The organism is Microbacterium sp. bgisy203, from assembly GCF_965345155.1.
GTDB lineage: Bacteria > Actinomycetota > Actinomycetes > Actinomycetales > Microbacteriaceae > Microbacterium.
Genome location: NZ_CBDRLZ010000007.1, coordinates 81,581 through 108,473, shown reverse-complemented (window position 1 = coordinate 108,473; position 26,893 = coordinate 81,581). Strand labels below are relative to the sequence as shown.

At 70.9% G+C, this 26,893-nt stretch carries 26 protein-coding genes; 12 read left to right on the top strand and 14 right to left on the bottom strand.

Going from position 1 to position 26,893, the window contains the following annotated elements; all coding sequences use genetic code 11:
- Window positions 1-242: 242 nt before the first annotated feature.
- Window positions 243-1,235, top strand: a complete 993-nt coding sequence (locus tag ACRVYW_RS11430) for a helix-turn-helix domain-containing protein (protein ID WP_431804698.1) — start codon at window positions 243-245, stop codon at window positions 1,233-1,235.
- A gap of 193 nt (window positions 1,236-1,428) precedes the next feature.
- Window positions 1,429-3,669: an ATP-dependent Clp protease ATP-binding subunit gene (locus tag ACRVYW_RS11425; RefSeq protein ID WP_431804696.1), complete on the top strand. Its 2,241-nt coding sequence runs from the start codon at window positions 1,429-1,431 to the stop codon at window positions 3,667-3,669.
- Window positions 3,670-3,779: 110 nt separating this feature from the next.
- On the opposite strand, the gene ACRVYW_RS11420 is transcribed toward ACRVYW_RS11425, so the two are convergent.
- Complete coding sequence (locus tag ACRVYW_RS11420; protein ID WP_431804694.1) at window positions 3,780-5,072, bottom strand: MFS transporter; 1,293 nt, start codon at window positions 5,070-5,072, stop codon at window positions 3,780-3,782.
- A gap of 56 nt (window positions 5,073-5,128) precedes the next feature.
- Between ACRVYW_RS11420 and ACRVYW_RS11415 the strand changes: the two genes are divergently transcribed.
- Window positions 5,129-5,737 (top strand): ArsR/SmtB family transcription factor, encoded by a 609-nt coding sequence (locus ACRVYW_RS11415; RefSeq protein ID WP_431804692.1) that lies wholly within the window; start codon window positions 5,129-5,131, stop codon window positions 5,735-5,737.
- A 42-nt stretch (window positions 5,738-5,779) separates the two neighbouring features.
- Here ACRVYW_RS11415 and ACRVYW_RS11410 read toward each other — a convergent pair whose 3' ends face one another.
- Window positions 5,780-6,346 carry a nitroreductase family protein gene (locus ACRVYW_RS11410; RefSeq protein ID WP_431804691.1) on the bottom strand — a complete coding sequence of 189 codons (567 nt, stop codon included), beginning with the start codon at window positions 6,344-6,346 and terminating at the stop codon, window positions 5,780-5,782.
- Between the two features lie 212 nt (window positions 6,347-6,558).
- On the opposite strand from ACRVYW_RS11410, the gene rraA reads away from it, so the two are divergent.
- The gene (rraA, locus tag ACRVYW_RS11405) at window positions 6,559-7,029 is read left to right on the top strand and encodes a ribonuclease E activity regulator RraA (RefSeq protein ID WP_431804689.1); all 471 of its coding nucleotides are present in this window, start codon (window positions 6,559-6,561) and stop codon (window positions 7,027-7,029) included.
- A gap of 52 nt (window positions 7,030-7,081) precedes the next feature.
- On the opposite strand, the gene ACRVYW_RS11400 is transcribed toward rraA, so the two are convergent.
- The gene (locus ACRVYW_RS11400) at window positions 7,082-8,173 is read right to left on the bottom strand and encodes an ABC transporter permease (RefSeq protein WP_431804687.1); all 1,092 of its coding nucleotides are present in this window, start codon (window positions 8,171-8,173) and stop codon (window positions 7,082-7,084) included.
- A complete protein-coding gene (locus ACRVYW_RS11395) occupies window positions 8,170-9,054 on the bottom strand; it encodes an ABC transporter ATP-binding protein (protein ID WP_431804685.1) in 885 nt (294 codons plus the stop codon). Before ACRVYW_RS11395 ends, ACRVYW_RS11400 begins: the two co-directional genes overlap by 4 nt.
- Before the next feature lie 235 nt (window positions 9,055-9,289).
- Here ACRVYW_RS11395 and ACRVYW_RS11390 point away from each other — a divergent pair, with 235 nt between their 5' ends.
- Window positions 9,290-10,627 (top strand): hypothetical protein, encoded by a 1,338-nt coding sequence (locus tag ACRVYW_RS11390; RefSeq protein ID WP_431804683.1) that lies wholly within the window; start codon window positions 9,290-9,292, stop codon window positions 10,625-10,627.
- Between the two features lie 19 nt (window positions 10,628-10,646).
- Here ACRVYW_RS11390 and ACRVYW_RS11385 read toward each other — a convergent pair whose 3' ends face one another.
- The gene (locus ACRVYW_RS11385) at window positions 10,647-11,348 is read right to left on the bottom strand and encodes a response regulator (RefSeq protein ID WP_431804681.1); all 702 of its coding nucleotides are present in this window, start codon (window positions 11,346-11,348) and stop codon (window positions 10,647-10,649) included.
- The gene (locus tag ACRVYW_RS11380) at window positions 11,345-12,643 is read right to left on the bottom strand and encodes a sensor histidine kinase (RefSeq protein WP_431804679.1); all 1,299 of its coding nucleotides are present in this window, start codon (window positions 12,641-12,643) and stop codon (window positions 11,345-11,347) included. The genes ACRVYW_RS11385 and ACRVYW_RS11380 overlap by 4 nt, the downstream gene beginning before the upstream one ends.
- A 96-nt stretch (window positions 12,644-12,739) precedes the next feature.
- Between ACRVYW_RS11380 and ACRVYW_RS11375 the strand changes: the two genes are divergently transcribed.
- Window positions 12,740-13,297, top strand: coding sequence for an NADPH-dependent FMN reductase (locus ACRVYW_RS11375; protein WP_431804677.1), 558 nt, complete (start codon window positions 12,740-12,742; stop codon window positions 13,295-13,297).
- Window positions 13,298-13,308: 11 nt separating this feature from the next.
- On the opposite strand, the gene ACRVYW_RS11370 is transcribed toward ACRVYW_RS11375, so the two are convergent.
- The 3 genes from ACRVYW_RS11370 to ACRVYW_RS11360 form a co-directional block, all read right to left on the bottom strand.
- Window positions 13,309-14,148, bottom strand: a complete 840-nt coding sequence (locus ACRVYW_RS11370) for an exodeoxyribonuclease III (protein ID WP_431804675.1) — start codon at window positions 14,146-14,148, stop codon at window positions 13,309-13,311.
- A gap of 194 nt (window positions 14,149-14,342) precedes the next feature.
- The gene (pntB, locus tag ACRVYW_RS11365; RefSeq protein WP_431804673.1) at window positions 14,343-15,788 is read right to left on the bottom strand and encodes a Re/Si-specific NAD(P)(+) transhydrogenase subunit beta; all 1,446 of its coding nucleotides are present in this window, start codon (window positions 15,786-15,788) and stop codon (window positions 14,343-14,345) included.
- A complete protein-coding gene (locus ACRVYW_RS11360) occupies window positions 15,785-17,332 on the bottom strand; it encodes a Re/Si-specific NAD(P)(+) transhydrogenase subunit alpha (RefSeq protein ID WP_431804671.1) in 1,548 nt (515 codons plus the stop codon). The genes pntB and ACRVYW_RS11360 overlap by 4 nt, the downstream gene beginning before the upstream one ends.
- Window positions 17,333-17,460: 128 nt before the next feature.
- Here ACRVYW_RS11360 and pyrE point away from each other — a divergent pair, with 128 nt between their 5' ends.
- Window positions 17,461-18,036 carry an orotate phosphoribosyltransferase gene (pyrE, locus tag ACRVYW_RS11355; RefSeq protein ID WP_431804669.1) on the top strand — a complete coding sequence of 192 codons (576 nt, stop codon included), beginning with the start codon at window positions 17,461-17,463 and terminating at the stop codon, window positions 18,034-18,036.
- 74 nt (window positions 18,037-18,110) lie between these two features.
- Here pyrE and ACRVYW_RS11350 read toward each other — a convergent pair whose 3' ends face one another.
- The 3 genes from ACRVYW_RS11350 to ACRVYW_RS11340 form a co-directional block, all read right to left on the bottom strand.
- A complete protein-coding gene (locus ACRVYW_RS11350; protein WP_431804667.1) occupies window positions 18,111-18,968 on the bottom strand; it encodes a universal stress protein in 858 nt (285 codons plus the stop codon).
- A gap of 140 nt (window positions 18,969-19,108) precedes the next feature.
- Window positions 19,109-19,291 carry a hypothetical protein gene (locus ACRVYW_RS11345; RefSeq protein ID WP_431804666.1) on the bottom strand — a complete coding sequence of 61 codons (183 nt, stop codon included), beginning with the start codon at window positions 19,289-19,291 and terminating at the stop codon, window positions 19,109-19,111.
- Between the two features lie 106 nt (window positions 19,292-19,397).
- Window positions 19,398-20,219, bottom strand: a complete 822-nt coding sequence (locus ACRVYW_RS11340; RefSeq protein WP_431804664.1) for an HAD-IIA family hydrolase — start codon at window positions 20,217-20,219, stop codon at window positions 19,398-19,400.
- A gap of 40 nt (window positions 20,220-20,259) precedes the next feature.
- Between ACRVYW_RS11340 and ACRVYW_RS11335 the strand changes: the two genes are divergently transcribed.
- Window positions 20,260-21,225 carry an SDR family NAD(P)-dependent oxidoreductase gene (locus ACRVYW_RS11335; RefSeq protein WP_431804662.1) on the top strand — a complete coding sequence of 322 codons (966 nt, stop codon included), beginning with the start codon at window positions 20,260-20,262 and terminating at the stop codon, window positions 21,223-21,225.
- Window positions 21,222-21,962: a VIT1/CCC1 transporter family protein gene (locus tag ACRVYW_RS11330; RefSeq protein WP_431804661.1), complete on the top strand. Its 741-nt coding sequence runs from the start codon at window positions 21,222-21,224 to the stop codon at window positions 21,960-21,962. The genes ACRVYW_RS11335 and ACRVYW_RS11330 overlap by 4 nt, the downstream gene beginning before the upstream one ends.
- A gap of 112 nt (window positions 21,963-22,074) precedes the next feature.
- On the opposite strand, the gene ACRVYW_RS11325 is transcribed toward ACRVYW_RS11330, so the two are convergent.
- Together ACRVYW_RS11325 and ACRVYW_RS11320 are read right to left on the bottom strand one after the other, a co-directional pair.
- Window positions 22,075-22,716: a metal-dependent transcriptional regulator gene (locus tag ACRVYW_RS11325; protein ID WP_431804659.1), complete on the bottom strand. Its 642-nt coding sequence runs from the start codon at window positions 22,714-22,716 to the stop codon at window positions 22,075-22,077.
- Between the two features lie 44 nt (window positions 22,717-22,760).
- Entirely contained in the window at window positions 22,761-24,041 is a 1,281-nt protein-coding gene (locus ACRVYW_RS11320) for an Nramp family divalent metal transporter (protein ID WP_431804657.1), read from the bottom strand.
- Window positions 24,042-24,301: 260 nt separating this feature from the next.
- On the opposite strand from ACRVYW_RS11320, the gene ACRVYW_RS11315 reads away from it, so the two are divergent.
- From ACRVYW_RS11315 to ACRVYW_RS11305, 3 genes are all read left to right on the top strand, one after another.
- A complete protein-coding gene (locus ACRVYW_RS11315) occupies window positions 24,302-24,976 on the top strand; it encodes a TrmH family RNA methyltransferase (protein ID WP_431804655.1) in 675 nt (224 codons plus the stop codon).
- Between the two features lie 119 nt (window positions 24,977-25,095).
- Window positions 25,096-26,052 (top strand): ABC transporter ATP-binding protein, encoded by a 957-nt coding sequence (locus tag ACRVYW_RS11310; protein ID WP_431804653.1) that lies wholly within the window; start codon window positions 25,096-25,098, stop codon window positions 26,050-26,052.
- Entirely contained in the window at window positions 26,049-26,870 is an 822-nt protein-coding gene (locus ACRVYW_RS11305; protein WP_431804652.1) for an ABC transporter permease, read from the top strand. The genes ACRVYW_RS11310 and ACRVYW_RS11305 overlap by 4 nt, the downstream gene beginning before the upstream one ends.
- Window positions 26,871-26,893 lie beyond the last annotated feature (23 nt).

The window sequence follows — 26,893 nt, the reverse complement described above, 5'->3', positions numbered from 1 at the left end:
TGCGCGGCGAGGGTGCTCTGCGGGACGCGGGTGCTCTGTGGGGCGCACCCGTCACGGCAAGCGCGACCGATCGGTGGGGACGCGGCGGTAGCCGTCGTCGCGCAACGCGCGGGCGGTGCCGAAGGCGGCGATGACGGACAGGAGACCGAAGACGATGATGACGGTGAACATGGCAGAAACGCTACGACCGGCATCCTTCTGCCACGAGTGGCAGGACGGACGGCATGTGTATGATTTCTGCCATGAAGACCGTCGCCTGCGTCGTCCAGCCCGGATTCTCGCCGTTCGAGTTCGGCCTCGCGTGCGAGGCCTTCGGCCTCGACCGGTCGGACGACGGCATCCCGAACTTCGACTTCCGCATCGTCACCCCTGAGCCGGGCGCCGTGCCGAGCAACCTGGGCTTCTCGATCAACGTCGACAGTGACCTCTCCTTCGCCGACGAGGCCGATCTCGTCGTCATCACCCCGATCCCGCGCAGCGCGTGGGAGAGCGTCGACGAGCGCGTCTGCGAAGTCGTGCGGCGCGCGGTCGATCGGAATGCCTGGGTGCTGACGGTCTGCAGCGGGTCGTTCGTCGTCGCGGCATCCGGCGTCCTGTCCGGAAAGCGCGCGACGACCCACTGGCGCTACGCCGACACGATGTCGCGGATGTACCCCGACATCGAGGTCGACCCGAACGTCCTCTACGTCCAGGACGGCCGGATCATCACGAGCGCGGGCACGGCGGCGGGGCTGGATGCCTGCCTGCACCTGCTGCGGATCGAGCTCGGCGCCGAGATGACCAACACGATCGCGCGCCGCATGGTCGTGCCGCCGCAGCGCGACGGCGGGCAGGCGCAGTTCATCGCAGCGCCGCTGCCCGTGTCGACGTCGCTGTCGCTCGCGCCGGTCACCGACTGGGTGCTCGAACACCTCAGCCTCGACCTGTCGGTCGATCAGCTCGCGGCCCGCGCGCACATGTCGCCGCGCACGTTCGCGCGGAGGTTCAAGGCCGACTACGGCACGACGCCCGCAGCGTGGCTTGCGCGCCAGCGCCTCATCCACGCGCAGCGTCTGCTCGAGCAGACCGACCTCGGCCTCGACGCCATCGCCTTCGAAGCCGGCTTCGGGTCGGCGGCGGTCCTCCGTCAGAACTTCACGCGGATGCTGGGCCTCAGCCCCACGGCGTACCGGGCGCGGTTCGCGTGCCCGGGTGACGCGAGCGCGATGCGCGGCGAGGCCATGCCCGCCGCCTGATCGGAGCGCGGATGTCGGAATCTCTGGAGCACGTTGTGTGCGCCACCTAGTGACCGGGCCGCGGCGCTTCGCTACGGTGTGAACGTGTGGCCCGTGCGGCTTCCGCCGCGTGCCGCCGCGTAGTAAAGCCGCGTAGTAAAGTTGAGCGTAGACAACTCAACTTTGTGGACATCGCCGATTTCAGGGAGAACGCATGAACGCGCAGCCCCAGCCCGGGCAAGAAGAGCAGCAGAGCCCGCTCGAGCAGTTCGGGATCAACCTCACCGAGCGCGCACGGCAGGGGAAGCTCGACCCGGTCATCGGGCGGGACTCCGAGATCCGTCGCGTCAGCCAGGTGCTCACCCGCCGCACGAAGAACAACCCGGTGCTCATCGGCGAGCCCGGCGTCGGCAAGACCGCCGTCGTCGAGGGCCTCGCCCAGCGGATCGTCGCCGGCGACGTCGCCGAGTCGCTCAAGGACAAGGAGCTCATCTCCCTCGACATCTCCGCCCTCGTCGCCGGAGCCATGTATCGCGGCCAGTTCGAGGAGCGCCTGAAGAGCGTCCTCAAAGAGATCACCGAGTCGGATGGTCGCGTCATCACCTTCATCGATGAGTTGCACACCCTGATGGGCGCGGGCGGCGGCGAGGGATCGGTCGCGGCCTCCAACATGCTGAAGCCGATGCTCGCCCGCGGGGAGCTGCGCCTCATCGGCGCGACGACCCTCGACGAGTACCGCGAGTTCATCGAGAAGGATGCCGCGCTCGAGCGCCGCTTCCAGCAGGTGTACGTCGGCGAGCCGTCGGTCGAAGACACCGTCGCGATCCTTCGCGGACTCAAGGAGCGGTACGAGGCCCACCACAAGGTCGCGATCGCCGACGGCGCGCTCGTGGCCGCGGCATCCTTGTCCAACCGCTACATTCCGAGCCGCCAACTGCCCGACAAGGCGATCGACCTGATCGACGAGGCCGCGTCGCGCCTGCGCATGGAGATCGACTCGGCACCGCTCGAGATCGACGAGCTGCGCCGACACGTCGACCGGCTGAAGCTCGAAGAGCTGGCGCTCAAGCGCGAGAAGGACGCCGCGTCGAAGGAGCGGCTCGCGACCCTCCGCGAGACCCTGGAGCTCGAGCAGGGCAAGCTCGACGAGCTGCAGGCCCGGTGGGAGCGCGAGCGCGCCTCGCTCAACGCCGTCGGCGACCTGAAGACCAAGCTCGACCAGGCGCGCAGCGACGCCGAGCGCGCCCAGCGCGAGGGCAACCTCGAGAAGGCGTCGCGGCTGTACTACGCCGAGATCCCCGCGCTCGAGCGGCAGCTCGCCGAAGCCGAGCACGCCGAAGAGGGCGGCGCGCGCATGGTCAACGACCACGTCACCGACGAGGACATCGCCGGCGTCATCGCCGCCTGGACCGGCATCCCCGTGGGGCGCCTGCTGCAGGGCGAGAGCGAGAAGCTCGTGAACCTCGAGTCGGAGCTCGGCAAGCGGCTCATCGGGCAGAAGGATGCCGTGAAGGCCGTGTCCGACGCGGTGCGCCGCTCGCGCGCCGGCATCAGCGACCCGAACCGCCCCGTCGGCTCGTTCCTCTTCCTCGGTCCGACCGGCGTCGGCAAGACCGAGCTCGCGAAGGCGCTCGCCGAGTTCCTCTTCGACGACGAGCGCGCGCTCGTGCGCATCGACATGTCGGAGTACGGCGAGAAGCACTCGGTCGCCCGGCTCGTCGGCGCCCCTCCCGGATACATCGGCTACGAAGAGGGCGGCCAGCTCACCGAGGCCGTGCGTCGCCGCCCGTACTCGGTCGTCCTCCTCGACGAGGTCGAAAAGGCGCACCCCGAGGTCTTCGACATCCTGCTGCAGGTGCTCGACGACGGCCGCCTCACCGACGGGCAGGGCCGGACGGTCGACTTCACGAACACCATCCTGATCCTCACCTCGAACCTCGGGTCGCCGATCCTCATCGATCCGACGCTCACCGTGGAGGAGAAGCGCGAGCAGGTCATGGCCCTCGTGCGCACGGCGTTCCGCCCCGAGTTTCTCAACCGGCTCGACGACATCGTCATGTTCACGGCGCTCTCCGAGGCCGACCTCGCCCAGATCGTCGAGCTGTCGGTGGATGCCTTGCAGCGGCGCCTGCGCGACCGGCGCCTCACCCTCGCCGTCACCCCCGACGCGCGCGCGTGGCTCGCCGAGCGCGGCTACGACCCGATCTTCGGCGCGCGTCCGCTGCGGCGCCTCATCCAGTCGGAGATCCAGGACCGCCTCGCGATGGCGCTCCTCTCCGGCGGCGTGCACGACGGCGATCTCGTCAAGGTCGACCTCGCGGCCGACGGTTCGCAGCTGGTGCTGACGAGCTCGGGCCCCTCGCCCGTCGAGACGCCGGGGGCTTCGGCATCCGGCGCCGCCCCGGGCGACGCCGACGATGACGACGTCATCGAGGCGGAGCTGCTCGAGGACTGACGCACACCACCCCGCGAGACCGCGCAAATGTCACGATCCCGCGCCGGGAACGTGACATTTGCGCGGTCTCGCGGGCCGGTGGCGGTCTCGCGGGGCGGGGGTCGGGTGGGTCAGGCGCGCGCAGCGGGGAGGTCGCGCGTGCGCCAGAACGGTCCGAACGCGAGAGGGAGCGTCGCGAGCAGTCCGCCGAGCGCGCCGATCCACAGGGTCGGGATCGTGCCGAGCCATGAGCCGAGCCAACCCGCCGCGAGCGCCGCGAGGGGCATGACGCCCCACACGCAGAAGCGGATCGACGCGTTCATGCGCCCGAGGAGGCGCGACGGGGTGATGCGCTGGCGGAACGTCACCTGCGTGATGTTGTAGACGACGACGCCGATGCTCATCGTGAAGGTCTGCACGACGAGGAGCGTGAACGCCCATGCCTGCGGCAGCGCGGCGGCGAGCGGTAGCGGCACCATCGCGACGGCGAACGCGATCGCGCTCACCGGAATCGCCCGCGCCTCGCCGATGCGGCGTGAAATGCGCGCGGCGAGCATGGCGCCCAGCAGGCCTCCGACGGCGCCGAGCGACAGCAGCAGCCCCATCGTCGCGGGTGAGAAGCCGAGGATTCGCAGATAGAAGATCGGCACGAGGGTGAAGACGATCGTCGAGAAGAAGTTCGAGATCGACGTGGTCGCCACGATGCGCTTCAGATACGGGTTGCCGAATACCCAACGCAGCCCCTCGGCGATCTCGCGGTGGAGGGGCGCGTGATCGGTGGCCTCGCGCCGGACCTCGTGGTCGCGAGTGAAGATCAGCGCGACCATCGAGGCGAGGTAGGTGGCGACGGTCACGACGATCGCGACGGGTGCCGACACCAGGGCGACGAGTCCGCCGCCGACCGCGGGACCGGCGAGCGAGGCGAGCTGATGCGTCGACTCGAGCTTGCCGTTCGCCTCGGCGATCTGGTCGGGCTCGACGAGCGAGGGGATGATGCTCTGGTACGACACGTCGAAGAACACGGTCGCGATGCCGACGACGAGCGCCGCGACGTACAGGTGCCACATCTCCAGGCGCCCGGCGAGGTAGAGCAGCGGCAGGGCGGCGAGAGCGAGGGCGCGGATGCCGTCGGCCACGATCATCACCCGGCGCTTGCGCATCCGATCGATCCAGGCGCCGGCGGGAAGTCCCACGACGAGGAACGCCGCCGTGGCCGCGGCGGTCAGATAGCCGACCTGCGCCTCCGTCGCGTGCAGCAGGAGCACCGCGAGCACCGGCAGGGCGAGCTCGAAGATCTGCGCGCCGAACTGGCTGAACGCCTGCCCTGACCACATCGTGAGGAAGTTCCGGTCGTGCCACAGCGACCGTCCCGGGGGCGACGCCACGGCGTCGGTGGGGTGAGAGGGGTCGGGTGATTCAGGCACGGGGATAGCGTGCGGTAGCGATTGAGAATTGTCAATCAGTCGCATAGTCTCGGCGTGTGACCCACGCTCGAGATGTGGCCAGCGCGGCACGGAATGCCGACGCAGCGGAGAACGCCCGCGCGGCGGAGAGCGCCCGCGCAGCGGCGAACGCGGCAGAGAACGCGCGGGCGGGGGATGCCGATGCGGAGGCCGTCGCGCGTGCGCTGAGCTCGCCGCTCCGGCTGCGCATCCTGCGCCTGTGCGCCTTCGACGCGCGCACGAACAAGGAACTCGCGGAGCTGCTCGACGTGAACCCCGGCACGATGCTGCACCACGTCCGCACTCTCGCCGACGCGGGGCTCCTCGCGGCCGACCCGGTGCGCCGCGGGACGCGTGGAGCGCGCGAGGTGCCCTACCGCGCGACCGGGCTGTCGTGGAATGCGCCCGTTCCCGCGGCATCCGTGCTCATCCTCGACACGATGCGCGAGCAGCTCGTCGGCGTCGATCCGGAGGATGTCGACGTCACCTGGATGGGACTGCGCCTGAACCCGGTGCACCTCGACGAGCTGCGCGAGCGGCTCGGGGCGCTCTTCGAGGAGTTCACGTCTCGCGGCCCCGACGCGGACGGCGAGGCCTACTCTCTCGTGAGCGTGCTCCACCCCGACCTGAACCCGCCCGCGGCGTAGCGCGAGCGCGGGTCCGGCGGGTCAGGCCGAGCGAGGCGACGCTCAGGCGTCGACGACGACCGAGTCGGCGATCGGGCGGCGGGTGCGAGGCGTGCTCTCGCGGTCGCGCAGAGACGCCGGGGCGGCGTCCACGTCGCCGAGCGCGCCGACGGCCATCACGGTCATCGCGACAAGCGCATCGCCGAAGCCGAACGCCTCGCCGATGCGGTCGCGGTCGAAGCCGCCCATCTGGTGGGTGTGCAGGCCCGACGCGTGCGCCTGCACCGTGAAGTGCGCGGCGGCCTGGCCGGTGTCGTACGCGGCCCAGGCGAGGGGTGCGCCGTCGAGCGAGGTGACCGTCGCGAAGACGATGAGCGCACCGGCATCCGCCGCCCAGGCCTGGTTGAAGCCCATGAGCGCATCGACGATCGCGGCGTGCGCCTCCGACCCGCGGCGCGCGACGACGAAGCGCCACGGCTGCGTGTTGTTGGCCGACGGCGCCCAGCGGGCGGCCTCGAGCGCGCTCGCGAGCGCGTCTTCGTCGATCGGCGCGGCGTTGTCGAAGATGCGGGTGCTCCAGCGCTCGGCGAGGACGTCGAGGATGGGGGCTTCGGTGACGGCGGGGCTCATGTTCTCTCCGATGATGTCTGGGGGTGCGTGCAGAGGGACATCATCGGCCCGATCCATCCAACCGTATGCACCGCGGATGTGTTCCCACTGAACATGACGCCGTGAGAACACCGCCACGAACACCGGGGGACGTTTGCGCTCGTCGGAAGGTCGGGGGATCTTTCCGCACGGATGCCGAGGGTCGCCGCGCCGACCGGCGATAACGTGGGCCCATGACGACGATCGCGACGGCCGACCTGTACGACGAGCGCGGCGAGGAGCTCGATTCCCTCGCCCTGCAGTTCCAGAACATCGGCGGCAACATCGCGTTCGACGGCCCGGTCCGCACGATCCGCTGCCACCGCGACAACGCTCTCGTGAAGGCGACGCTCGCGGCCCCCGGAGACGGCGCGGTGCTCGTCGTCGACGGCGGCGGGTCGCTCGAGTCGGCGCTGGTGGGCGACCTCATCGCGGCATCCGCCGTCGAGAACGGCTGGGCCGGCGTCATCGTGCACGGGGCGATCCGCGACCGCGAGGCGATCGGCGAGCTGCCGCTCGGCGTCAAGGCGCTCGGCTCGAACCCGCGCAAGAGCGCGAAGGACGGCGTCGGCGAGGTCGACGTGCCCGTCGAGATCGCGGGGGTCGTCTTCCGTCCCGGCGCGCACGTGTGGGCGGATGCCGACGGGGTGCTCGTCGAGCGCTGACGCTGCGGCGGCGACCGGAAGCCTCGGTCACCGCCGCCTCGAGTCGTGTCGGTCAGCCGGCGAGGGCCTCCGACAGCTTGACTCGCGCGCCCATCCGGAGGATGGAGTTCTCGTAGATCTTCGCGCCGACCCAGATCGCCGCGGCGCACGTGGCGAGCATGATCGCGAGCGAGAGGAGCGGCTCCCACCACTGCGCCGTGCCGAGGAAGATGCGCACGGGCATCGCGACGGGCGCCGAGAACGGCACGTACGACATGATCGTCATCACGAGCTCGTTGTCGTTGAAGAACACCACGAGGAAGTACGGCGCCATCACGAGGAAGGTCAGCGGCGTCGTGGTCGATCCGATGTCTTCCTGCCTCGAGACCATCGCGCCCGCCGCCGCGAAGAGTGCGGCCAGCAGCACGAAGCCGAAGAGGAAGAACACCGCGAACCACGCGATCGGCGCGCCGAGTCCCGACAGCAGCGCCGATTGTCCCGTGACCGTGAGGCCGATCACGGCGATTGCGGCGAGTCCGATGATCTGCCCCATCGCGAGGATGGTGTTCCCGACGACCTTCCCCGCGAGGAGCGCCCGCACCGGGATCGCCGAGATCAGCAGCTCGACGACGCGCGTCGCCTTCTCCTCGACGACGGACTGGGCGATCGTCGATCCGAAGGTGAGCGCCGCCATGAAGAACACCAGCCCGAACCCGAGCGCGACGATGTAGCGGGCGAACCCGTCGGTGGGGTCGGCGTTCAGGAGCTCGACCGGCGGGGTGAGGCTCAGCATCTGCATGAGCCCCGCCGGCGGCGACGAATCGGCGACGATCGTGTAGCCGAACGGCTCGGCGCCGCCGGGGACGATCGCCGCGTCGACGGTGCCGTCGGCGACGAGGCCCCGCGCCTCGTCGGCATCCGACACCTGCGTCACGTCCACGCTGTCGCCGAGCGAGGCGACGACGGGGGCGGTCTGCGACGTGACGGCGACGGGGGTCGCGCTCTGCGACTGCGCGGCGAACCCGCCCCAGACGACGCTCACGAGCGCGATGAGGAAGAGGATGCCGGTGGAGATCAGGAACGCCTTGCTGCGCAGTTTCGAGCCGATCTCGCGCTCGGCGACGAGCCACACGCTCTGGGCGAAGGTGGGGGTGTGCGCGGTCACTGGATGACCTCCTTGAAGATCTGGGCGAGGGAGGGATGCCGGGGTGCGAAGCTCGCGACGTCGCCGACGGCGACCGCGCGGCGGAGCACCCGCTGGGCGGTCTCGTCGTCGTCGACGTCGAAGAGGGCGTAGCCGCCGTCGAACTCGACGACGTCGACGCCCTGCTCCTCGCGGAGCCATCCGGCATCCGCGGCGGAGACGAGTTCGAAGCGGTGGCCGGCGAACCGCTCGCGCAGCCCGTCGCGGGTGCCGGCGGCGCGGATCGTGCCCCCGGCGATGATGACGAGGTCGTCGCACAGGCGCTCGACGACGTCGAGCTGGTGCGACGAGAACAGCACCGCGGCGCCGGCGGCCGCGCGCGTCTGGAGGACGCCGGCGACGACCTCGACCGCCAGCGGGTCGAGTCCCGAGAACGGCTCGTCGAGGATGAGCACCTTCGGGTCGTGGACGAGGGCCGCGGCGATCTGCGCACGCTGCTGGTTGCCGAGCGAGAGCGTCTCGATGTCGTCCTGCAGGCGCTCGCCGAGACCGAGCTCGACGAGGAGCGCCTCGGCGCGGGTCGTCGCCTCGGCCTTGTCGAAGCCGTGCAGGCGCGCGAGGTAGACGATGTGGTCGAGGACCCGCATCTTCGGGTAGAGGCCTCGCTCTTCGGGCATGTAGCCGAAGCTCCGGCGGTCGGCGGCGGTCACGGGGGCGCCGTCGAGCGTCACCTCGCCGGCGTCGCGGGAGAGCACCCCGAGGGTGATCCGCATCGTGGTGGTCTTGCCGGCGCCGTTGCCGCCGACGAAACCGGTGAGCCGGCCCGGAGCGACGGTGAAGCTCACATCGTCGAGCACGCGATGCGTGCCGTAGTTCTTGGTGATCCCGCTCAGTTCGAGCATGCGTCCTCCCGGGGGTGGCGTGTCATACCCCGGTTCTCGGGGATGATGTCGACGCTACGGCGCGACGGCTGCGCTCACCTCCCCCGGCGGGGGGAACTTCGGCATCCCACGGGCGGGGGACGTGGAGGGAGGGCGGGGATGCCGAGGGAGGACGGGGATGCCGATACAGCCGATTCACAGAGAATGGCAATCTCGCATCCACCCACCGGACACCGAGCCTCAATAGGCTCCGGACGTGACGAGTCTCGCGGAACGTGTCCGGCGGATGAACGCACCGAGCGGGACGGTCGGGCGTCTCCGAGAGCTCGGCATGACCCGAAGGGGTCTGCTGACGGGGTTCGCGGTGCTCCACGTCGTCTACGCGCTGAGCATCGTCCATGTCATCGTGTCAGGCGGCACCGAGGGGGATCTGCCGCTGTACCGTCTCTGGGCGCAGCAGGCGATCCACGGCTACTGGCCGGTGTTCGACTTCCCGTGGGTGTACCCCGCCGGGGCGCTCGCGCCGATCATGCTGTCGATCGCCGCAGGCCCGTACCTCTTCCAGGCGCTCTGGCTGATCCTCATGGCCGCGGGGAACTTCGCCGCGATCGCCGCGCTCACCGGCGGATTCCGCCGGATCGCCGACTACCCGGCGGCTTGGTACTGGCTGCTCATCCAGGTGCTGCTCGCGCCGGTGTCGATGCTGCGCCTTGAGGGTGCCGCCGCACCTCTCGCGATCGCCGGCCTGGTGCTGCTCGCTCGGCGACCCGCCGTCGCGGGTGCGCTCATCGCGGCCGCCACGTGGATCAAGGTCTGGCCGATCGCGATCGCCGCCGCAGCGGTCACCGTCCTGCGCACGCGGTGGCGGGTCGTCGCGGGAGGGCTGGCCCTGACCGCAGGCGTCGTCGCCGCGGTCGCGGTGGGCGGCGGCATCCGGAACCTGTTCAGCTTCGCGACCATTCAGTCCGACCGGGCGCTGCAGCTCGAGGCCCCCATCGCGACACCGTGGGTGTGGGGAGCGGTGCTGCGCGTGCCGGGTGCGGCGATCCGCCAGAACTACGAACTGGCGACACGAGAGGTCTCCGGCCCCGGCGTCTACGCGGCCGGTGAGTTCGTGACGCTGCTCATGCCGGTCGTGTTCCTCGGGATCGTCGCGCTCCTGTGGATGGCGCGATCCCGCGCGGCGCGCGAACGGCGGCTGACGCCCGCGCTCGAGCAGCGGCTCGTCCTGCGCGGCTCGTTCGCGCTCGCCGCGACCCTCATCGTCTTCAACAAGGTCGGGTCGCCGCAGTACATGCTCTGGATCGCGCCGATCGTCGCGGTGGGGGTGATGGTCGACCCGCGCGGGTGGCGTCGCATCGCGATCGCGGTGGCCGTCGCGAGCGTCCTCACGAGTCTCGTCTTCCCGATCCTCTACATGCCGCTCGTCGATGCGCAGCCCGTACCGGCGTTCGTGCTCCTCCTGCGGAACCTGATCGTCGTGGCCCTGTTCGTCGAGAGCGTCGTGTGGCTGTGGCGTGCGGCCGCGGCGCGCGTGCCCGTGCCGGTCGGTGTCGGTGCTCCCGCGACAGCGGTCGTTCCGGCATCCGACTGATGACCGCCGCGTGCCCGACTCAGGCCAGCCCGTGCCGGTGCGCGAACACGACCGCGGCCACGCGGTCGCGGGCGCCGAGCTTCTGCAGCACGTTCGACACGTGCGTCTTCACGGTGGCCTCGCCGATGTAGAGCGCCGCGGCGATCTCAGCGTTGCTCCGCGCGTCGGCGAGCAGGCGCAGCACCTCGGTCTCCCGCTCGGTGAGGTCGACCGCGATGCGCGGCTCGTCACGCCGGTCCGGCTCGCGCGACCCCTCGCGCGGCGTCGCGACCGGTCCGCTCGGGGGCGCGGCCGCGAAGCGCTCGATGACGCGCTTGGTCACCTCGGGGGCGAGGAGCGCGTCGCCGGCGGCCGCGACCCGCACCGCCGCGACGAGGTCTTCGGGCCCCGCGTTCTTCAGGAGGAAGCCGCTCGCGCCCGCCGCGAGCGCCCGGAACAGGTAGTCGTCGCGGTCGAAGGTCGTGACGACCACGACGGCGGGGCCACCCGGTCCCGACTCTTCGACGATCCGCGCGGTCGCGTCCAGGCCGTCCATGCCGGGCATCTGCACGTCCATGCAGATGACATCCGGCGAGAGGGCGGATGCCTGGGCCACCGCGCCCTCGCCGTCGCCGGCCTCGCCGACGACGATGATGTCGTCCTGGGCCTCGAGGATCATCCGGAACCCCGCGCGCATGACGGCGTGGTCGTCGACGAGGAGCACGCGGATCGGGGCGCTCATCGGGTGCCCTCCGTCGCGGCGATGTCGAGAGGGACCGACACGCGCACGAGGAAGCCGCCGCGCGGACGCGGGCCGGTCTCGATCGTGCCGCCGGAAGCCGTGGCGCGCTCGCGCATGCCGACGAGCCCGAGGCCCGGACGGGCGGCGGCGAGCACGCGACCCGTGTTGGTCACCTCGAGTTCGACGGCCGGCGCGCCCACGCCGGCGTAGCGGAGGCGCACGTCGGCGGAGGCATCCGGCCCCGCGTGCCGGCGGGCGTTCGTCAGTGCCTCCTGCGCGATGCGGTACAGGTTCACCTGCACGACCTCGGGCACCGGATGCGCGGCGCCGATGACGGCGTACGTCGTCGGCAGGCCGTTCTGCTCCGCGTGCGCGACGAGATCGGGGAGGGCGGCGAGGCTCAGGGTCGAGTCGCTCGGGGCCCCGGCATCCGGTGTGCGCAGTGTGTCCAGGAGCTGACGCAGCTCGGTCAGGGCGCTGCGCGCCGACTCCTCGACCGACCCCAGTGACGCGCGGGCGGCCGCCGGGTCGCGGTCGAGCACGGCTCGCGCGGCGCCCGCCTGCACACCCATCGCCGAGACGTGGTGGGCGACGACGTCGTGCAGCTCGCGCGCGATGCGCACGCGGTCGAGGGCCACCGCCTGGGCCGCCGTGATCTCGCGTTCGCGTTCGAGCTCGGCGGTGCGCTCCTCGAGCACGGCGCGCGCCTGCGCTTGCGCCCACGCGCGGTCGCCGAAGTACCACGCGCCGCCGAAGTAGGCGACGTTCACGAGGAACTGGATGATCATGAACGCCGCGAACGGCGAGAAGAGCCCGGCCCGAGAGAGCCCATCGTCATCGGGCGAGATCGCCGCCTGGAACGTCGTGACGATCAGCCAGACGAACATCCCGATCACGACCACCAGTCGCACGCCGTTCGCTCGCTGGCGATCCGCGACCCACGCGCCCACGGTGTACATCGCGATGAACATCGCGACGTTTCCGACGTAGACCTCGGGAATGCGGAACGTCACACCCAGGAAGAACGCGACGGCGACGAGTACGACCGTGAGCTCGGGGAAGCGGCGCCGGAACGCGAGGGGGATCGTCAGCGCGGCGGCGAACACGAGAGCCCAGCTGAACGCCGGCCCGTCCGTGCCGTAGATGCCGGCGACCTGGCCGAGCCAGGCGCTCAGGATCGCCGCGACGAACAGCGCCGCGGCGAGCCACACATCGGCGCGGAGCTCGTCGGACGTGACCGTGCGCACGAGCGCCGGTCGGAGCCGTGCAGCCCGGGAGCGGAGGGAGACGCGCATGGGATCCAACGTACGGGGGAGCGGATGCCGCGGCATCCCCCCTGCGACGGATCGCATCGGTGCGCGAGGATGGAGGAACGACCCCGAGGAGGATCCATGACCGCGTACACCGTCGGCGTCATCGTCGGCTCCGTCTCCGTCCCGTCGCTCAATCGTCGCTTCGCCGAGGCGCTCGGAAAGCTGGCACCCGAGGCCGAGCTGACCTTCACCGACATCGCGATCGGCGAGCTGCCGTTCTACGGCTCGCAGTACGACAAGGACTTCCCGCCCGTCGGCACCGCGTTCAAGGAGGCGCTCGGCGGCGTCGACGCTCTCCTGTTCGTGACGCCGGAATACAACCGCTCGATCCCCGGCGTCCTGAAGAACGCGATCGACTGGGCGACCCGCCCGTTCGGCACCAGCGCGATCGCCGACCGGCCCGTCGCGGTCATCGGCGCGAGCGGCAGCGCGGTGTCGACCGCGGTCGCGCAGAACCACCTGAAGGCGATCCTGTCGTCGCAGGGCGCGGCGCTCCTCGGCCGACCTGAGGCGTACATCCGCACCGGCCCCGACTTCTTCACCGAGGACGGCGCCGTCGCGAACGAAGGGACGCGCGAGTTCCTGCTGACGTTCCTCCGCGCCTTCCACACCCACATCGCCCGCTACGAGAGCTGACGGGCGACCGGCTAGAAGATCATCGGACGGTCGTCGTCGTCCGGGCCGTCGAGGTCGAGATCGACCGAGACGGGGACGTGGTCGCTCGGGATCTCACCCTTCCGCTCGTCGCGGTGGATGCCGGCGCCCACCACGGCGTCGGCGAACGCGTGCGATCCGAGGACGAAGTCGATGCGCATGCCCTCGTTCCGCGGGAAGCGCAGCTGCTGGTAGTCCCAATAGGTGTAGCCCGAGGGGATGAGTGGGCGCACGGTGTCGGAGAGTCCGGCATCCAGCAGCGCCTGGAACGCTTCGCGCTCGGGCGGTGACACGTGCGTCGAGCGGCCCTCGACGACCGTCGGGTCGCCGTTGTCGTCGGGGGTGGGGGCGATGTTGAAGTCGCCGGTGAGGGCGAGGGGGAGGTCGGGGTTCGCGCGCAGGGCGTCGGCCGTGTAGCCGCGGAGCGCTTCGAGCCACGCGAGCTTGTAGGCGTAATGCGGGTCGTCGAGCGCCCGCCCATTCGGGACGTAGAGGCTCCACAGCTCGACGCCGTTGATGGTGGCGCCGATCGCGCGCGCCTCCTGCGGGGCATCCGGTCCGTCATGGCCCTTCGCGAAACCGGGCATGCCGGGGAAGCCGATCTGCAGATCTTCGATGGGATGCCTGCTCGCGATCGCGACCCCGTTCCACTGGTTCAGGCCGTGCGCCTCGACGGTGTAGCCGGCGTCTTCGAACGGTCCGTAGGGGAACTGCTCGGGCTTGCACTTGATCTCCTGCATGAGCAGCACGTCGACGTCGTCGCGGACGCAGAACTCGACCGTGCGGACGACGCGGGCGCGGATCGAGTTGACGTTCCAGGTGGCGATGCGCATGGCATCCACCCTACTTTCGCCCGCCGACACCCCCGCCCCTCCCTCCTGCCCCCTCCTGCGCCCCACCCCGCGCTCGCGAATCACCGCTCTCTGCGCGAATCACCGCCGCATTCACGCGAAACAAGCGGTGATTCGCGAAACCGGTGGTGATTCGCGAGCCGGGAGGGGGGTGGAGAGGGGGTCAGCCGGCGGGGTCAGAGGTCGGAGATGATGTCGACGACGCGGTCCTTCGCGTCGCCGAAGAGCATCTGGGTGTTGTCGCGGAAGAAGAGGGGGTTCTGGACGCCCGCGTAGCCCGAGGCCATCGAGCGCTTGAAGACGACGACCTCCTTCGCCTCCCAGACGTGCAGCACCGGCATGCCGGCGATGGGCGAGCCCGGGTCCTCGGCCGCGGCGGGGTTGACGGTGTCGTTCGCGCCGATGACGAGAACGACGTCGGTCTGCGCGAAGTCGTCGTTGATCTCGTCGAGCTCGAGCACGATGTCGTAGGGCACCTTCGCTTCGGCCAGCAGCACGTTCATGTGGCCCGGCAGGCGCCCCGCGACGGGATGGATGCCGAAGCGCACGTCCACACCCCGGGCGCGCAGCTTCTCGGTGAGCTCCGCGACGGGGTACTGGGCCTGTGCGACGGCCATGCCGTAGCCCGGGGTGATGATGACCGAGGATGCCTCGCGCAGCAGATCGGCGACCGAACCGGGATCCGTCTCGTGCGCCTCTCCCTCCTCTTCGGCGTCGGCGCGCGGAGCCTCGATGCCGAAGCCGCCCGCGATGACCGACAGGAACGAGCGGTTCATCGCTTTGCACATGATGTACGAGAGGTACGCACCCGACGATCCGACGAGGGCGCCCGTGACGATGAGGAGGTCATTGTTCAGCAGGAAACCGGCCGCGGCCGCCGCCCACCCGGAGTAGCTGTTGAGCATCGACACGACGACCGGCATGTCACCGCCGCCGATCGAGGCGACGAGGTGCCAGCCGAGCGCGAGCGCGAGTGCGGTGACGGCGACGAGCAGCCAGATCGACGGGGTGATGACGTACAGCACCGTCAGGATGACGAAGAGGACGAGTGCGCCGACGTTGAGGTAGTTCTTCCCCGGCAGCATGAGCGGCTTCGACGACATGCGCCCCGACAGCTTCAGGAACGCCACGATCGACCCGGTGAAGGTGACCGCGCCGATGAAGACCCCGATGAACACTTCGGCGTGGTGTATGCCGACGAGCTCCGGCGCGATGCCCGCGGCGTACAGGTGCCCGTTCCAGCCGACGAGGACAGCGGCCAGGCCGACGAAGGAGTGGAGGAGCGCGATGAGCTCCGGCATCCCCGTCATCTCGACGACGCGGGCGCGCCAGAGTCCGATCGCCGCGCCGATCGCGATCGCGACGATCATCAGACCGATGCCGAGGTACAGCGCGCCCTGGTTCCCCAGCGCCACGCCGCTCGCGAGCACGAGGAGGAAGGTCGCCACGAGCGCGATCGCCATGCCCGTGATGCCGTAGACGACGCCGCGACGGGCGCTCTCCTGCTTGCTGAGACCGGCGAGCGCGAGGATGAACAGGAGCGCGGCGACGATATATGCCGCAACCGCGATGGACTGCGCGAGGAGGAGGCCGGCGGCGTCGCCGACGAGTGAATCGGTCACTTCTGGTCGCCCTTCTGGAACATGGCGAGCATGCGGCGGGTAACGGCGAATCCGCCGAAGATGTTGATGGAGGCCACGAGCACGGCGATCGCTGCGAGGACCTGTACGAGCGGGATCGGCGTGATGATCTGCGTCATCGCACCGACGATGATGATGCCGCTGATGGCATTCGTGATGCTCATGAGCGGAGTGTGCAGCGAGTGCGCGACCTTGCCGATGACGTAGAACCCGATGACGACCGACAACGTGAGCACGAGGAAGTGCTGCGGCAGCGGCGGGGGCGAGACGGCGCACACGAGGAAGAGCGCCGCGATGCCCGCGATCGTGAGTCCGGTCTTCGCCGAGCGCGACAGGCCCTTCTTCGGCTCCGGAGCGTGCGCGGGCGCGGCCTGGGGCTTCGCCGGCGCCGCCGATACCTGCACGGGCGGCGGCGGCCACGTCACGCTCCCCGCCTCGGTCACGGTCACGGCGCGCTGCACGACGTCGGTCTCGTCGATCGTGAGGGCGCCGTCCTTGCCGGGGGTCATGAGGGTGAGGAGGTTCAGCAGGTTGGTTCCGTACAGCTGGGATGCCTGCTGGGGGAGGCGTCCGGCGAGATCGGTGTAGCCCAGGATCACGACGCCGTTCTCGGTCACGACGCGCTCGCCCGCGACCGACCCCTCGACATTCCCGCCCTGGCCGGCGGCCATGTCGACGACGACGCTGCCGGGGCGCATCGAGGCGACGTCGGCCGCCGTGATGAGGCGCGGGGCCGCGCGGCCCGGGATGAGCGCCGTCGTGATGATGATGTCGACGTCGGCCGCCTGGTCGCTGTAGAGCTGCGCGGCGGCCGCGTCGTACGCGGCGGAGGTCGCCTTCGCGTACCCGTCGGAGGAGACCTCCTTGGCCTCGTCGGGCACGACGACCTCGAGGTAGGTGCCGCCGATCGAGGCGACCTGGTCGGCGACCTCGGGGCGAGGGTCGGTTGCCCGCACGATCGCGCCGAGGCTCGACGCGGCGCCGATCGCGGCGAGCCCCGCGACGCCCGCGCCGGCGACGAGGACCTTCGCCGGGGGCACCTTGCCGGCGGCGGTGACCTGACCGGTGAAGAAGCGACCGAACTCGTTCGCCGCCTCGACGACCGCGCGGTAGCCCGAGATGTTCGCCATCGAGGAGAGCACGTCCATCGACTGCGCGCGCGAGATGCGCGGCACCGCGTCCATCGCGAGCGCCGTCACCCCGCGGGAGGCGAGGCGCTCGAGCAGCTCGGGCCGGAGCGCGGGGCTCAGGATGCCGATGAGCACCGAACCCTCGTGGAGGAGGGCGATCTCGGCATCCGTGGGCGCGTTCACCTTCAGGACGATGTCGGCGGCCCAGGCATCCTCGCGCGTGACGATGGCGGCGCCCGCGTCGACGTAGGCGTCGTCGGGGAACGACGAGCGGATGCCCGCGCCGCGCTCGACGACGACGTCGTAGCCGAGGCCGCGCAGCTTCGTGAGGGTCATGGGGGATGCCGCGACGCGGTTCTCCCCGGGTTGTTCGGCGACGATACCGATCCGCGACATGGTGGTGCTCCCGTGTAGGTCCTGCTCCCGTGTGTTCCGTCCCCGACTATAGGGGCGGGGTTTCGGGCTCCCTCGCCGCTACGCCGGTGAAAAGTCGGCGTTCTTATCGTTTCCGTAGACTCATCCCCATGACCGCTGCCTCCACTCCCGCGCTCGAATCCGACCGTCAGGCGCTCATCGCCCTGATCGGCGACGAGGCCGTCTTCCACGGTGATTTCACCCTGTCGAGCGGCAAGAAGGCCACCTACTACGTCGACATGCGCAAGCTCACGCTCGACCACCGCGCCGCCCCCGCGATCGGGCGGCTCGTGCTCGACGCGGTGCGCGACCTCGACGTCGACGCCGTCGGCGGGCTGACCCTCGGCGCCGACCCGATCGCGAACGCGGTGCTGCACGCGTCGGTCGCGGCGGGTTCCCCGGTGGATGCCTTCGTCGTCCGCAAGGAGCCGAAGGACCACGGCCGCGGACGCCAGATCGAGGGCGCAGAGGTCGCAGGCAAGCGGGTCGTGATCGTGGAGGACACCTCGACGACGGGCGGCTCCCCGCTGAAGGCCGCCGAGGTCGCCGCGGCGGCGGGCGCCGAGGTCGTCGCCGTCGTCACGGTCGTCGACCGCAAGACGGGCGCGCAGGCCGTGATCGAGGATGCCGGCTACGAATGGCGCTCGATCATCGACCTCGACGACCTGGGCCTCGCGCCCCAGTAGGGGGTCGCGCCGTTTCGACGCGCTGCGCGAGGAGCGCAGCGACGAGTCGAAACGCGCCGCTCACCGACGAGGCGTCAGCGGACGACGGCGGTGACGGTCACGAGGCGCGAGAGGACCTCCTGGCTGATCGAGCCGAGCAGGAAGCGCGCGATCGCGCCGCGCCCGTGGGTGCCGACGACGGCGAGACGCGCCGTCCGCGCGTACTCGGTGATCACCTGCGACGGGAACCCGCGTGCGACGACCCGCTCGACGACGAGGTCGGGGTAGTCCGACGCGAGGCCGGCGAGCGCGAGGGCGAGCACCTCTTCGGTCGAGGCCTGCATGTTCGTCAGGTACAGGTCGGGGTACACGGCGAGGCCGTTCCGCGGCGCCTCCAGGGGCGTCCAGACGCTCACCGCGACGAGCTTCTCGCCGAGTCGGTCGGCCTCTGCCGCCGCGAACCGCAGTGCGTCCTCGCTGACCTCCGAGCCGTCGATACCGACGACGACGCCCGACCGCTCCGGCGCGTCGAGGTCGTCGATGTCGGGCACGACGACGACGGGGCAGTGCGCGCCGGCCGCGATGCGGACCCCGTGCGCCCCGCGCGCGGGGCCCGAGCCGGGACCCCGGTAGTCGCTGCCGATCACCAGCAGAGCGGCCTTCGCGGATGCCTCGATCAGCACGGCGACGGGGTTTCCGGCATCCACTCGGGTGGTCACCTTCACGCCGGGGGCCGTGCGCCGGATCTCGGCCGCCTCGTCGTCGAGGAGGTGCTGCGCCGCGGTCAGCGCCCGGTCGATGACATCCCCCTCGCCGACGGCGCCGATCGCTCCGCCGACGACCGAGACGAGCTCGATGCTCTGGTCACGGGCGGCCGCGCGGGCGGAAGCCCAGGCGACGACTCTGCGGGTCACGGGTGCGCCGGTCACGCCGACGACGATCGTGTCGTTCATGGTCCATCCCTTCGTCGGGAACAGCATGTGCCTCCAGCGTAGGACGCGCGGCGGCGGCCGGGCGAGGGCAGCGCCGTGAGAATCCCGCCCACCGCGAGCGGGACGAGCGGCCCGTCAGTGCGAGCGGGACGAGCGGCCCGTCAGCTCTGGAAGAACGGCAGCTGCGAGGCGAGCGCGAAGATGAGTCCCGCGAAGGTGAGGAGCATGATGCCGCGACCGTTCGGCAGGGGCGTGCCCTGCGGGGCATCCTTCCGCCCGCGGAGGAACAGGACGAGCGCCATGATCAGCAGGGCGAACGCCGTGACGATGAGGACGATCGCCATCAGTCGTCCTTTCCGCGGTTCCGCAGGAACTGCACGACGAACACGACCAATGTCCCCAGCAGGATGACGGTCGTCGTCGCGAACAGCAGGTTCTGCTCGAACTCGTTCACAGCGGTGTGTCCAGCCCTTCGGGGTTCTCCGACTCGATCGGGGTCGTCGAGACCAGGTCGGCAACCGAGTCGAGGACCTCATCGGGCCGGAAGGGGTAGCGCTCGATCTCGGCGTCGTCGGAGATGCCCGTCCGGACGAGCACCGTGTGCAGGCCCGCCTCGATTCCCGCGACGACGTCGGTGTCCATCCGGTCGCCGATCATCCCCGTGTTCTCGGAGTGCGCGCCGATGCGGTTCATCGCGGAGCGGAACATCATCGGGTTCGGTTTGCCGACGACGTACGGGTCCTTGCCCGTCGCGTGGGTGATGAGCGCCGCGAAAGACCCGGTCGCCGGCACGACGCCGTCGGCGGTCGGGCCCGTGGCATCCGGATTCGTGATGATGAACCGGGCGCCCGCGTTGATGAAGCGGATCGCCTGCGTGATGCGGCCGAACGAGTAGTTGCGGGTCTCGCCGACGACGACGTAGTCGGGCCTGCTCTCGGTCATGATGTAGCCGGCCTCGTGGAGGGCGGTCGTGAGCCCCGCCTCGCCGATGACGAACGCCGTGCCCCCGGGGTGCTGCGAGCGCAGGAACTCGGCGGTCGCCAGGGCGGAGGTCCAGATGCGGTCCTCGGGCACGTCGAGACCCGAGATCTTCAACCGTGCGCTCAGATCGCGCGGCGTGTAGAAGGGATTGTTCGTGAGGACCAGGAACGGAGTGCCGGTGTCGCGCCACTGCGTGAGCAGTTCTGCGGCCCCCGGGATCGGCACGTTCTCGTGGACGAGGACCCCGTCCATGTCGGTCAGCCAGCATTCGATATCGGCCCGTGTCCGCATGCGGCCAGCCTAGTGGCGGCGATCGTCGTAGTCTCATCCCGTGGCCAAGGATCCGCGGGGACGAGACGACTGGGATCCTGAGCGCCTTCCCGACCTCGCGGGGCGGCGTTACCTGGTGACCGGTTCGACCGCCGGGCTCGGCTTCTTTTCGTCGATGCAGCTCGCCGAGGCGGGAGCGCACGTCATCATGACGGGGCGGAACCCGAACCGGCTCCGGGCGGCGCGCTCCGCGGTGACCCGCCAGGTACCGGATGCCGACATCTCCACCCTCCTGCTCGACACGAGCAACCTGGGTTCGGTGCGGGCCGCCGCCGCCACCGTCCGGGGTCGCGCGGGGCTGCACGGGCTGCTGCTGAACGCCGGTATCGTGCACCCACCGCCCCGGCGCGACACGACACCCGACGGGCACGAGATCGTCTTCGCGACGAACGCCCTCGGGCACTACGCGCTCGCCGGCGAGCTGCTGCTGCCGCTCGCCGCGGGGCGCGGACGCATGGTGTGGGTGGGATCGATGTCGACGTCGCTCTGGCGCTACGACCCGATCGACCCCGAGCTCGAGAACGGCTATACGCCGTGGCGCGCATACGTGCAGTCGAAGGTCGCGACGACGGCGCTCGGCCTCGAGGCCGACCGGCGCCTCCGGGCGGCGAACGTCCCCGTCGCGAGCGTCGTGGCGCACCCGGGATATGCGATCAGCGGGCGGACCCGGGGCATCCTGGGCGTCAACGAGCCCTCGCGCACGAAACGCTTCTTCGACAACCTGCAGGCGCCGATCACCCAGTCGAAGGAGCACGGCGCGCGCCCGCTCGTGCGCGCGCTCGTCGATCCCGAGGTCGAGGGTGGCCAGTTCTGGGGTCCGTCGCGCGTCGTGAGCGGGGCGCCGCGGCTCGCGACTCCCGCGGCGATCGCCCGCGACGAGACGGTCGGCGCCCGCTTGTGGAACTACGCCGAGCACGCGACCGGGGTGCAGTGGAAGTACCTCTCCGCGCGGAGGCGCGCGCGATGACCGAACCCGCGCACCCCGCCGATGCGGCCGCCGGTGCCGTCGCCCTTCCCTCGCGCTGGCACCGGCTGCGCACGGCGCTGACGGATGCCGGGAGCTTCCGCGGCTGGCTCATCGATGCCAATGACGGGATCGTCGCGACCGCGAGTGTGCTCCAGGGCTTCGCGGGCGCCGGCGCCGGCGACCGGCTGCTGCTGTTCGCCGCGACGGCCGCGACGATCGCGGGAGCGCTGTCGACGGGCGGCGCCAAATGGGCGGAGGAGGCCGCGGAGCGCGAGGCCGAGCAACGGATCGTCGACGAGGAGTCGCGCGAGCTCGCCCTCGACCCGGTCGGGGAGATCGACGAGCTTGCGGCGCTCTGGGAGGAACGCGGACTCACCCCCGAGACGGCGCGGAAGGTCGCCGAAGAGCTCACGGCGCACGACGCGCTCGGCGCGCAGCTCGATGCGGAGTACGGCATTGACGAGCTCATGGCCGCTGCGGCGCCGATCTGGTCGGGGATCGCCGCCGCGCTCGCGTTCGTCGTCGGTGCGGCGATTCCGCTGCTGGTCACGTGGCTCGTGCCCGGGCAGATCGAAGACACGGTCATCGTGATCGCGGTCGTCGTCTCACTCACGGTGACCTCGGTCGTTGCGGCGCAGGCAGGGCACCTGAGCGTCGTCAAGGTGCTCGCGCGAAGCCTCTTCGTCGGCGTCGGGACGATGGCCGTCAGCTACGTCGCGGGCCTCGCGCTGTTCTGAGGTCGCTCTTCGGGTCGCGCGTTCTTCGGAGATCGCGGCTTCTTCGGAGGGAACTCGCCGAAACGACCGAAGAACAGCGGATCTCCGAAGAACCGCGGCGCGCTTCGGGGGCTCAGGCGGTGAGCCAGACGGCGGATGCCGCGGCATCCGGCAGCTCGATCGTCTCTCCCGCGTCGACCTGTACCGCGCCGCGCCCGGTGACCGTCACGGTATGGCCGACGTCGACACCGGCGCTCTCGAGCGCGCGCAGCAGCGCCGGATCGCGGTCGCTCACCCGCAGCACGCGGCCGGTGTGGCCGAGGTGCGCCTCGGCGAGGAGGACGAACGGCTCCCGGTCGACGCGGCCGTCCGCATCGGGGATCGCGTCGCCGTGCGGGTCGCGCGTCGGATGCCCGAGCCGCGCCGAGATCCCCTCGAGAAGCCGGTCGCTGATCGCGTGCTCGAGGACCTCGGCCTCGTCGTGCACCTCGTCCCACGCGTAGCCGAACTCGCGCACGAGCCAGGTCTCGATGAGGCGGTGGCGGCGGATGATCGCGGCGGCGCGGAGCTCTCCGGCATCCGTCAGCGACACCGGCCCGTAGGGCCGATGCGACACGAGTCCCTGCGCGGCGAGCTTCTGCACCATCTCGGTCACCGTCGACGGCGCGAGTCCGAGCTCGCCCGCCAGCTGCGACGGGGTGACCGGAGCGCTCTGCCACTCGGTGTGGTGGTAGATCGTCTTCAGGTAGTCGTCGATCGCGGCGGAGGTGGGCACGCTCCAGGGTATCCGGCCGGATCCCTGCACGGTCCGGCGCCGGGTCAGACGCCGGTCAGCACGAGCCAGAGCAGGAGCGCGTTCAGCGCGACGAGCAGGACGGCGGCGATCGCTCCGGCGACGGTCGTCCACCAGCGATTGCGGTGCGCGCCCAGCACGTCGCGGCGCGCGGTGAGCCGCACGAGGGGGATGAGCGCGAACGGGATGCCGAAGCTCAGGACGACCTGGCTGAGGACGAGGGCCCACGTGGGGTCGACGCCGGCGGCGAGGATCACGATCGCGGGCACGAGCGTCACGAGGCGGCGGACGAGGAGCGGCACCCGAACCCGGAGGAGGCCCTGCATGATCTCGGCGCCCGCGTACGCGCCGACCGCGGTGCTCGCGAGTCCGCTGGCGAGGAGGCCGACCGCGAAGAGCGTCGCGACGCCGACGCCGAGCCCGGTCTTCAGGGCCGCGTATGCGCCTTCGAGGCTGTCGGTGCCCGGGACGCCCGCGAGGTTCGCGGCGGCGAGCAGCAGGATGCAGAGGTTGACCGTCCCGGCGATGACGAGGGCGATCGTCACATCCCAGCGCGTCGCGCGGAGGACGCGGGTGACCCCCGCGGCGCGGTCCTCGGGGCGTGCGCCCGGCGCCGTGAAGCGGTCGCGCGCGAGGGCGGAGTGCGCGTAGATCGCGTGCGGCATGATCGTGGCCCCGAGGATCGAGGCGGCCAGGAGCACCGACTCTGTGCCCTCGAAGCGCGGGACGAGCCCCGACACGACGCCCCCGGCATCCGGTGGGGCGGCGAACACGCCGTACGTGAAGCCGAGCGCGATGAGGGCGAGCAGGCCGATGATGACGAACTCGAAGCTCCGCGCGCCGCGGCGCTGCTGGACGAAGAGGAGCCCGATCGAGACCGCTCCGGTCGCGAGACCGCCGATCGGCAGCGGCACGCCGAACAGGAGCCAGAGGGCGACGGCGCCGCCGATCACCTCGGCGATGTCGGTCGCCATCGCGACGAGCTCGGCCTGCAGCCAGTACAGGCGTCGTGCCCACGGGTTGCGGATGCGGTCGCCGAGGGTCTCGGCGAGGCTCCGGCCCGTCACGATCCCGAGCTTCGCGGAGAGGTACTGGATGAGCCAGGCCATCGCGTTGCCGAGCACCACGACCCAGACGAGCAGGTAGCCGAACCGCGCGCCCGCGGTCATGTTGCTCGCGACGTTGCCGGGGTCGAGGTACGCGACGCCCGCGACGAGCGCGGGGCCGAGGAGCCACGCCGCCCGGCCCGGGCGTGCCGGGCGGGCGGGGACCTGTGTGGCCTCCGGATCGCGCGCAGTTTTCGACATGCCGAAAAGATAGCAGGAGATTTCGGGACGCCGAAAAATTGATGGTCTCGAGTCGTGTGATCACATAACTCAGGCAGAACGCCGCGCCGGGCGCGTGCCGGGGCGTGAAAGGGCGGTTTTGCCTGAGTTGTGTCGCGCCGGCGCACACCCCGCTGATCGAGTGTCCGCGTGGGCCGGGCCCTGCACCTCGCTGATCGAGTGTCCGCGCGGAGCGCGGGAGTACCGAGATCACCGCACGCGGGCCGGGCTAGCCTGGTCGGGTGGATGAGACGGGGCCCGCCGAGGCCGAAGCCGACGCCGCAGCGGGGGCCGAACCCGCGGTCGAGCCGCAGCTCCCCGTCGGCGTCGGCCCGTGGCCCGGCGGCCCCGAGGCGTGGCCCGACGACCCGCGCTACGACCGGGCCCTCCTCGCCGACGGCGACCGCCGGAACGTCATCGACCGCTACCGGTACTGGACCATGGACGCGATCGTCGCCGATCTCGACGCCCGCCGGCACGCCTTCCACGTCGCGATCGAGAACTGGCAGCACGACATGAACATCGGCTCGATCGTGCGTAGCGCCAACGCGTTCGCCGCCGCCGAGGTCCACATCATCGGCCGGCGTCGCTGGAACCGGCGCGGCGCGATGGTCACCGACCGCTACCAGCACGTGCGCCATCACCCCGACGTCGCGTCGTTCGCCGCGTGGGCGCAGGATGCCGGCATCCCGATCGTCGCGGTCGACAACGTCGCCGGGTCGGTGCCGGTCGACCGAGCCGAGCTCCCCGAGCGGTGCGCGCTGCTGTTCGGTCAGGAAGGGCCGGGACTCTCGCCGGAGGCGCTCGCCGCTGCGGACAGCGCGGTCGAGATCACCCAGTACGGCTCGACCCGCTCGATCAACGCGAGCGCCGCCGCCGCGGTCGTCATGTATGAGTGGTGCCGCCGCTGGGCGTGAGCCCCGCGCACCGGCGGCGACGGCTGGGCACCTGAATCCTCCGAAGGTGCCATCTTCGTCGCCCAGAACGGCACCCGCGGCGGATGTGCGCGCGCGAGGCCGTCCGTAGCGTCGAGGGCATGATCACTGCGGAGCACCTCACCAAGCGATACGGCGCCCACACGGCCGTCGACGACGTCTCTTTCACCGTGCGCCCCGGCATCGTCACGGGGTTTCTTGGACCCAACGGCGCCGGCAAGTCGACGACGATGCGGATGATCGTCGGCCTCGACCGCCCCTCGGCGGGACGCGCGCAGGTCGACGGCGCCGAGTACCGTCGCCTCCCGGCGCCGCTGCGGTCGGTCGGCGTCCTCCTCGACGCGAAGGCCGTCCACTCCGGCCGGACCGCGCGCAATCACCTTCGGGCGATGGCCGCGACCCACGGCATCCCCTCGTCCCGCGTCGACGAGGTGATCGAGCTCACCGGGCTCACGACCGTCGCGAACAAGCGCGCCGGCTCTTTCTCGCTCGGCATGGGCCAGCGTCTCGGCATCGCCTCGGCGCTGCTCGGCGACCCGCAGACGCTCATCCTCGACGAGCCGGTGAACGGGCTCGATCCCGAGGGCGTGCGCTGGGTGCGCGGCTTCGTGCGGCACCTCGCCGCCGAAGGGCGCACCGTGCTGCTGTCGAGCCACCTCATGAGCGAGATGGCGCAGACCGCCGATCACGTCATCGTGCTCGGCCGCGGGAAGGTCTTGGCGGATGCCGCGCTGAGCGAGCTCGTTCAGGCGTGGACCTCGACACGCGTGACCGTGCGGAGCCCGCGTCTGTCCGAGCTCGTCTCGCTGATCGCCGGTCCTGAGGTCTCCATCGCCTCCTCGGGCCCGGGCCTCGTCGAGGTGTCGGGCGCGACGCCCCAGCGCATCGGCGATGCCGCGGCCGCGGCCGGCATCCCGCTTCACGAACTGACTCCGACCGCCGGGTCGCTGGAAGACGCCTACCTCGCGCTCACCGGCGAGGCAGTCGAGTACCGCTCCCCGGCGCTGCCCGCGACCGGCGCACACCACGACGACACACGAATCGAGAAGCTCTCATGACCACCGCCGCCCTCACCCGCCCCTCGCTCGCAACCCCCGCCGACGACGAGCGCCTCACTTTCGGGCGGGCCGTCCGCAGCGAGGCGATCAAGTTCTCGACGCTGCGCTCGACGTGGTGGTCGATCGGACTCACCGCGCTCGTGACGATCGGGGTGGGGGCACTGATCGCCGGCTCGATGAACGTGCCGGGGTTCACCGGCATCCACACGGTCGTCTCGCCTGTGCAGTTCACGATGCTCCTGGCCGGCATTCTCGGCGCGATCACCGTGACCGGCGAGTACGGCACGGGGATGATCCGCTCGACCCTGACCGCGGTGCCGGTGCGCGGTGCCGTGCTGCTCGCGAAGGCGATCGTGGTCGCGTCGGCGATGTTCCTCGCCTCGCTCGCGATCTTCGTAGCCGCGGCCGTCGCGGTGACCCCGCTGCTCAGCGACGACACCGCGATCGACTGGGCGTCCTTCGGAGACACGTGGATGCCGCTGATCGCCGCGTCGCTGTCGATGTCGGTCTTCGCGCTGATCGGGCTGTCGTTCGGCTTCCTGCTCCGCAGCGGCGCCGGGGCGATCGCGGCGACCGTCGGTGTGCTGTTCGTCCTCCCGATCGTCGTGAGCCTCTTCGCAACGCCGGATCCCGACTGGGCGTGGGTCGCGGAAGTCGCACACTACCTCCCGATGTACGCCTCGAGCACGGTGATCTTCGCGACGATCACGGTGTCTTCCGACCCCGCCCCTGCAGCTCCGGCGGCGGCCGCGCTCGCCGCCTGGGCCGCCGGCGGCCTCCTGCTCGCCTGGGGCGTGTTCCGAAGCCGTGACGCCTGAGCGGCGTCTCGGCATAGAGTCCC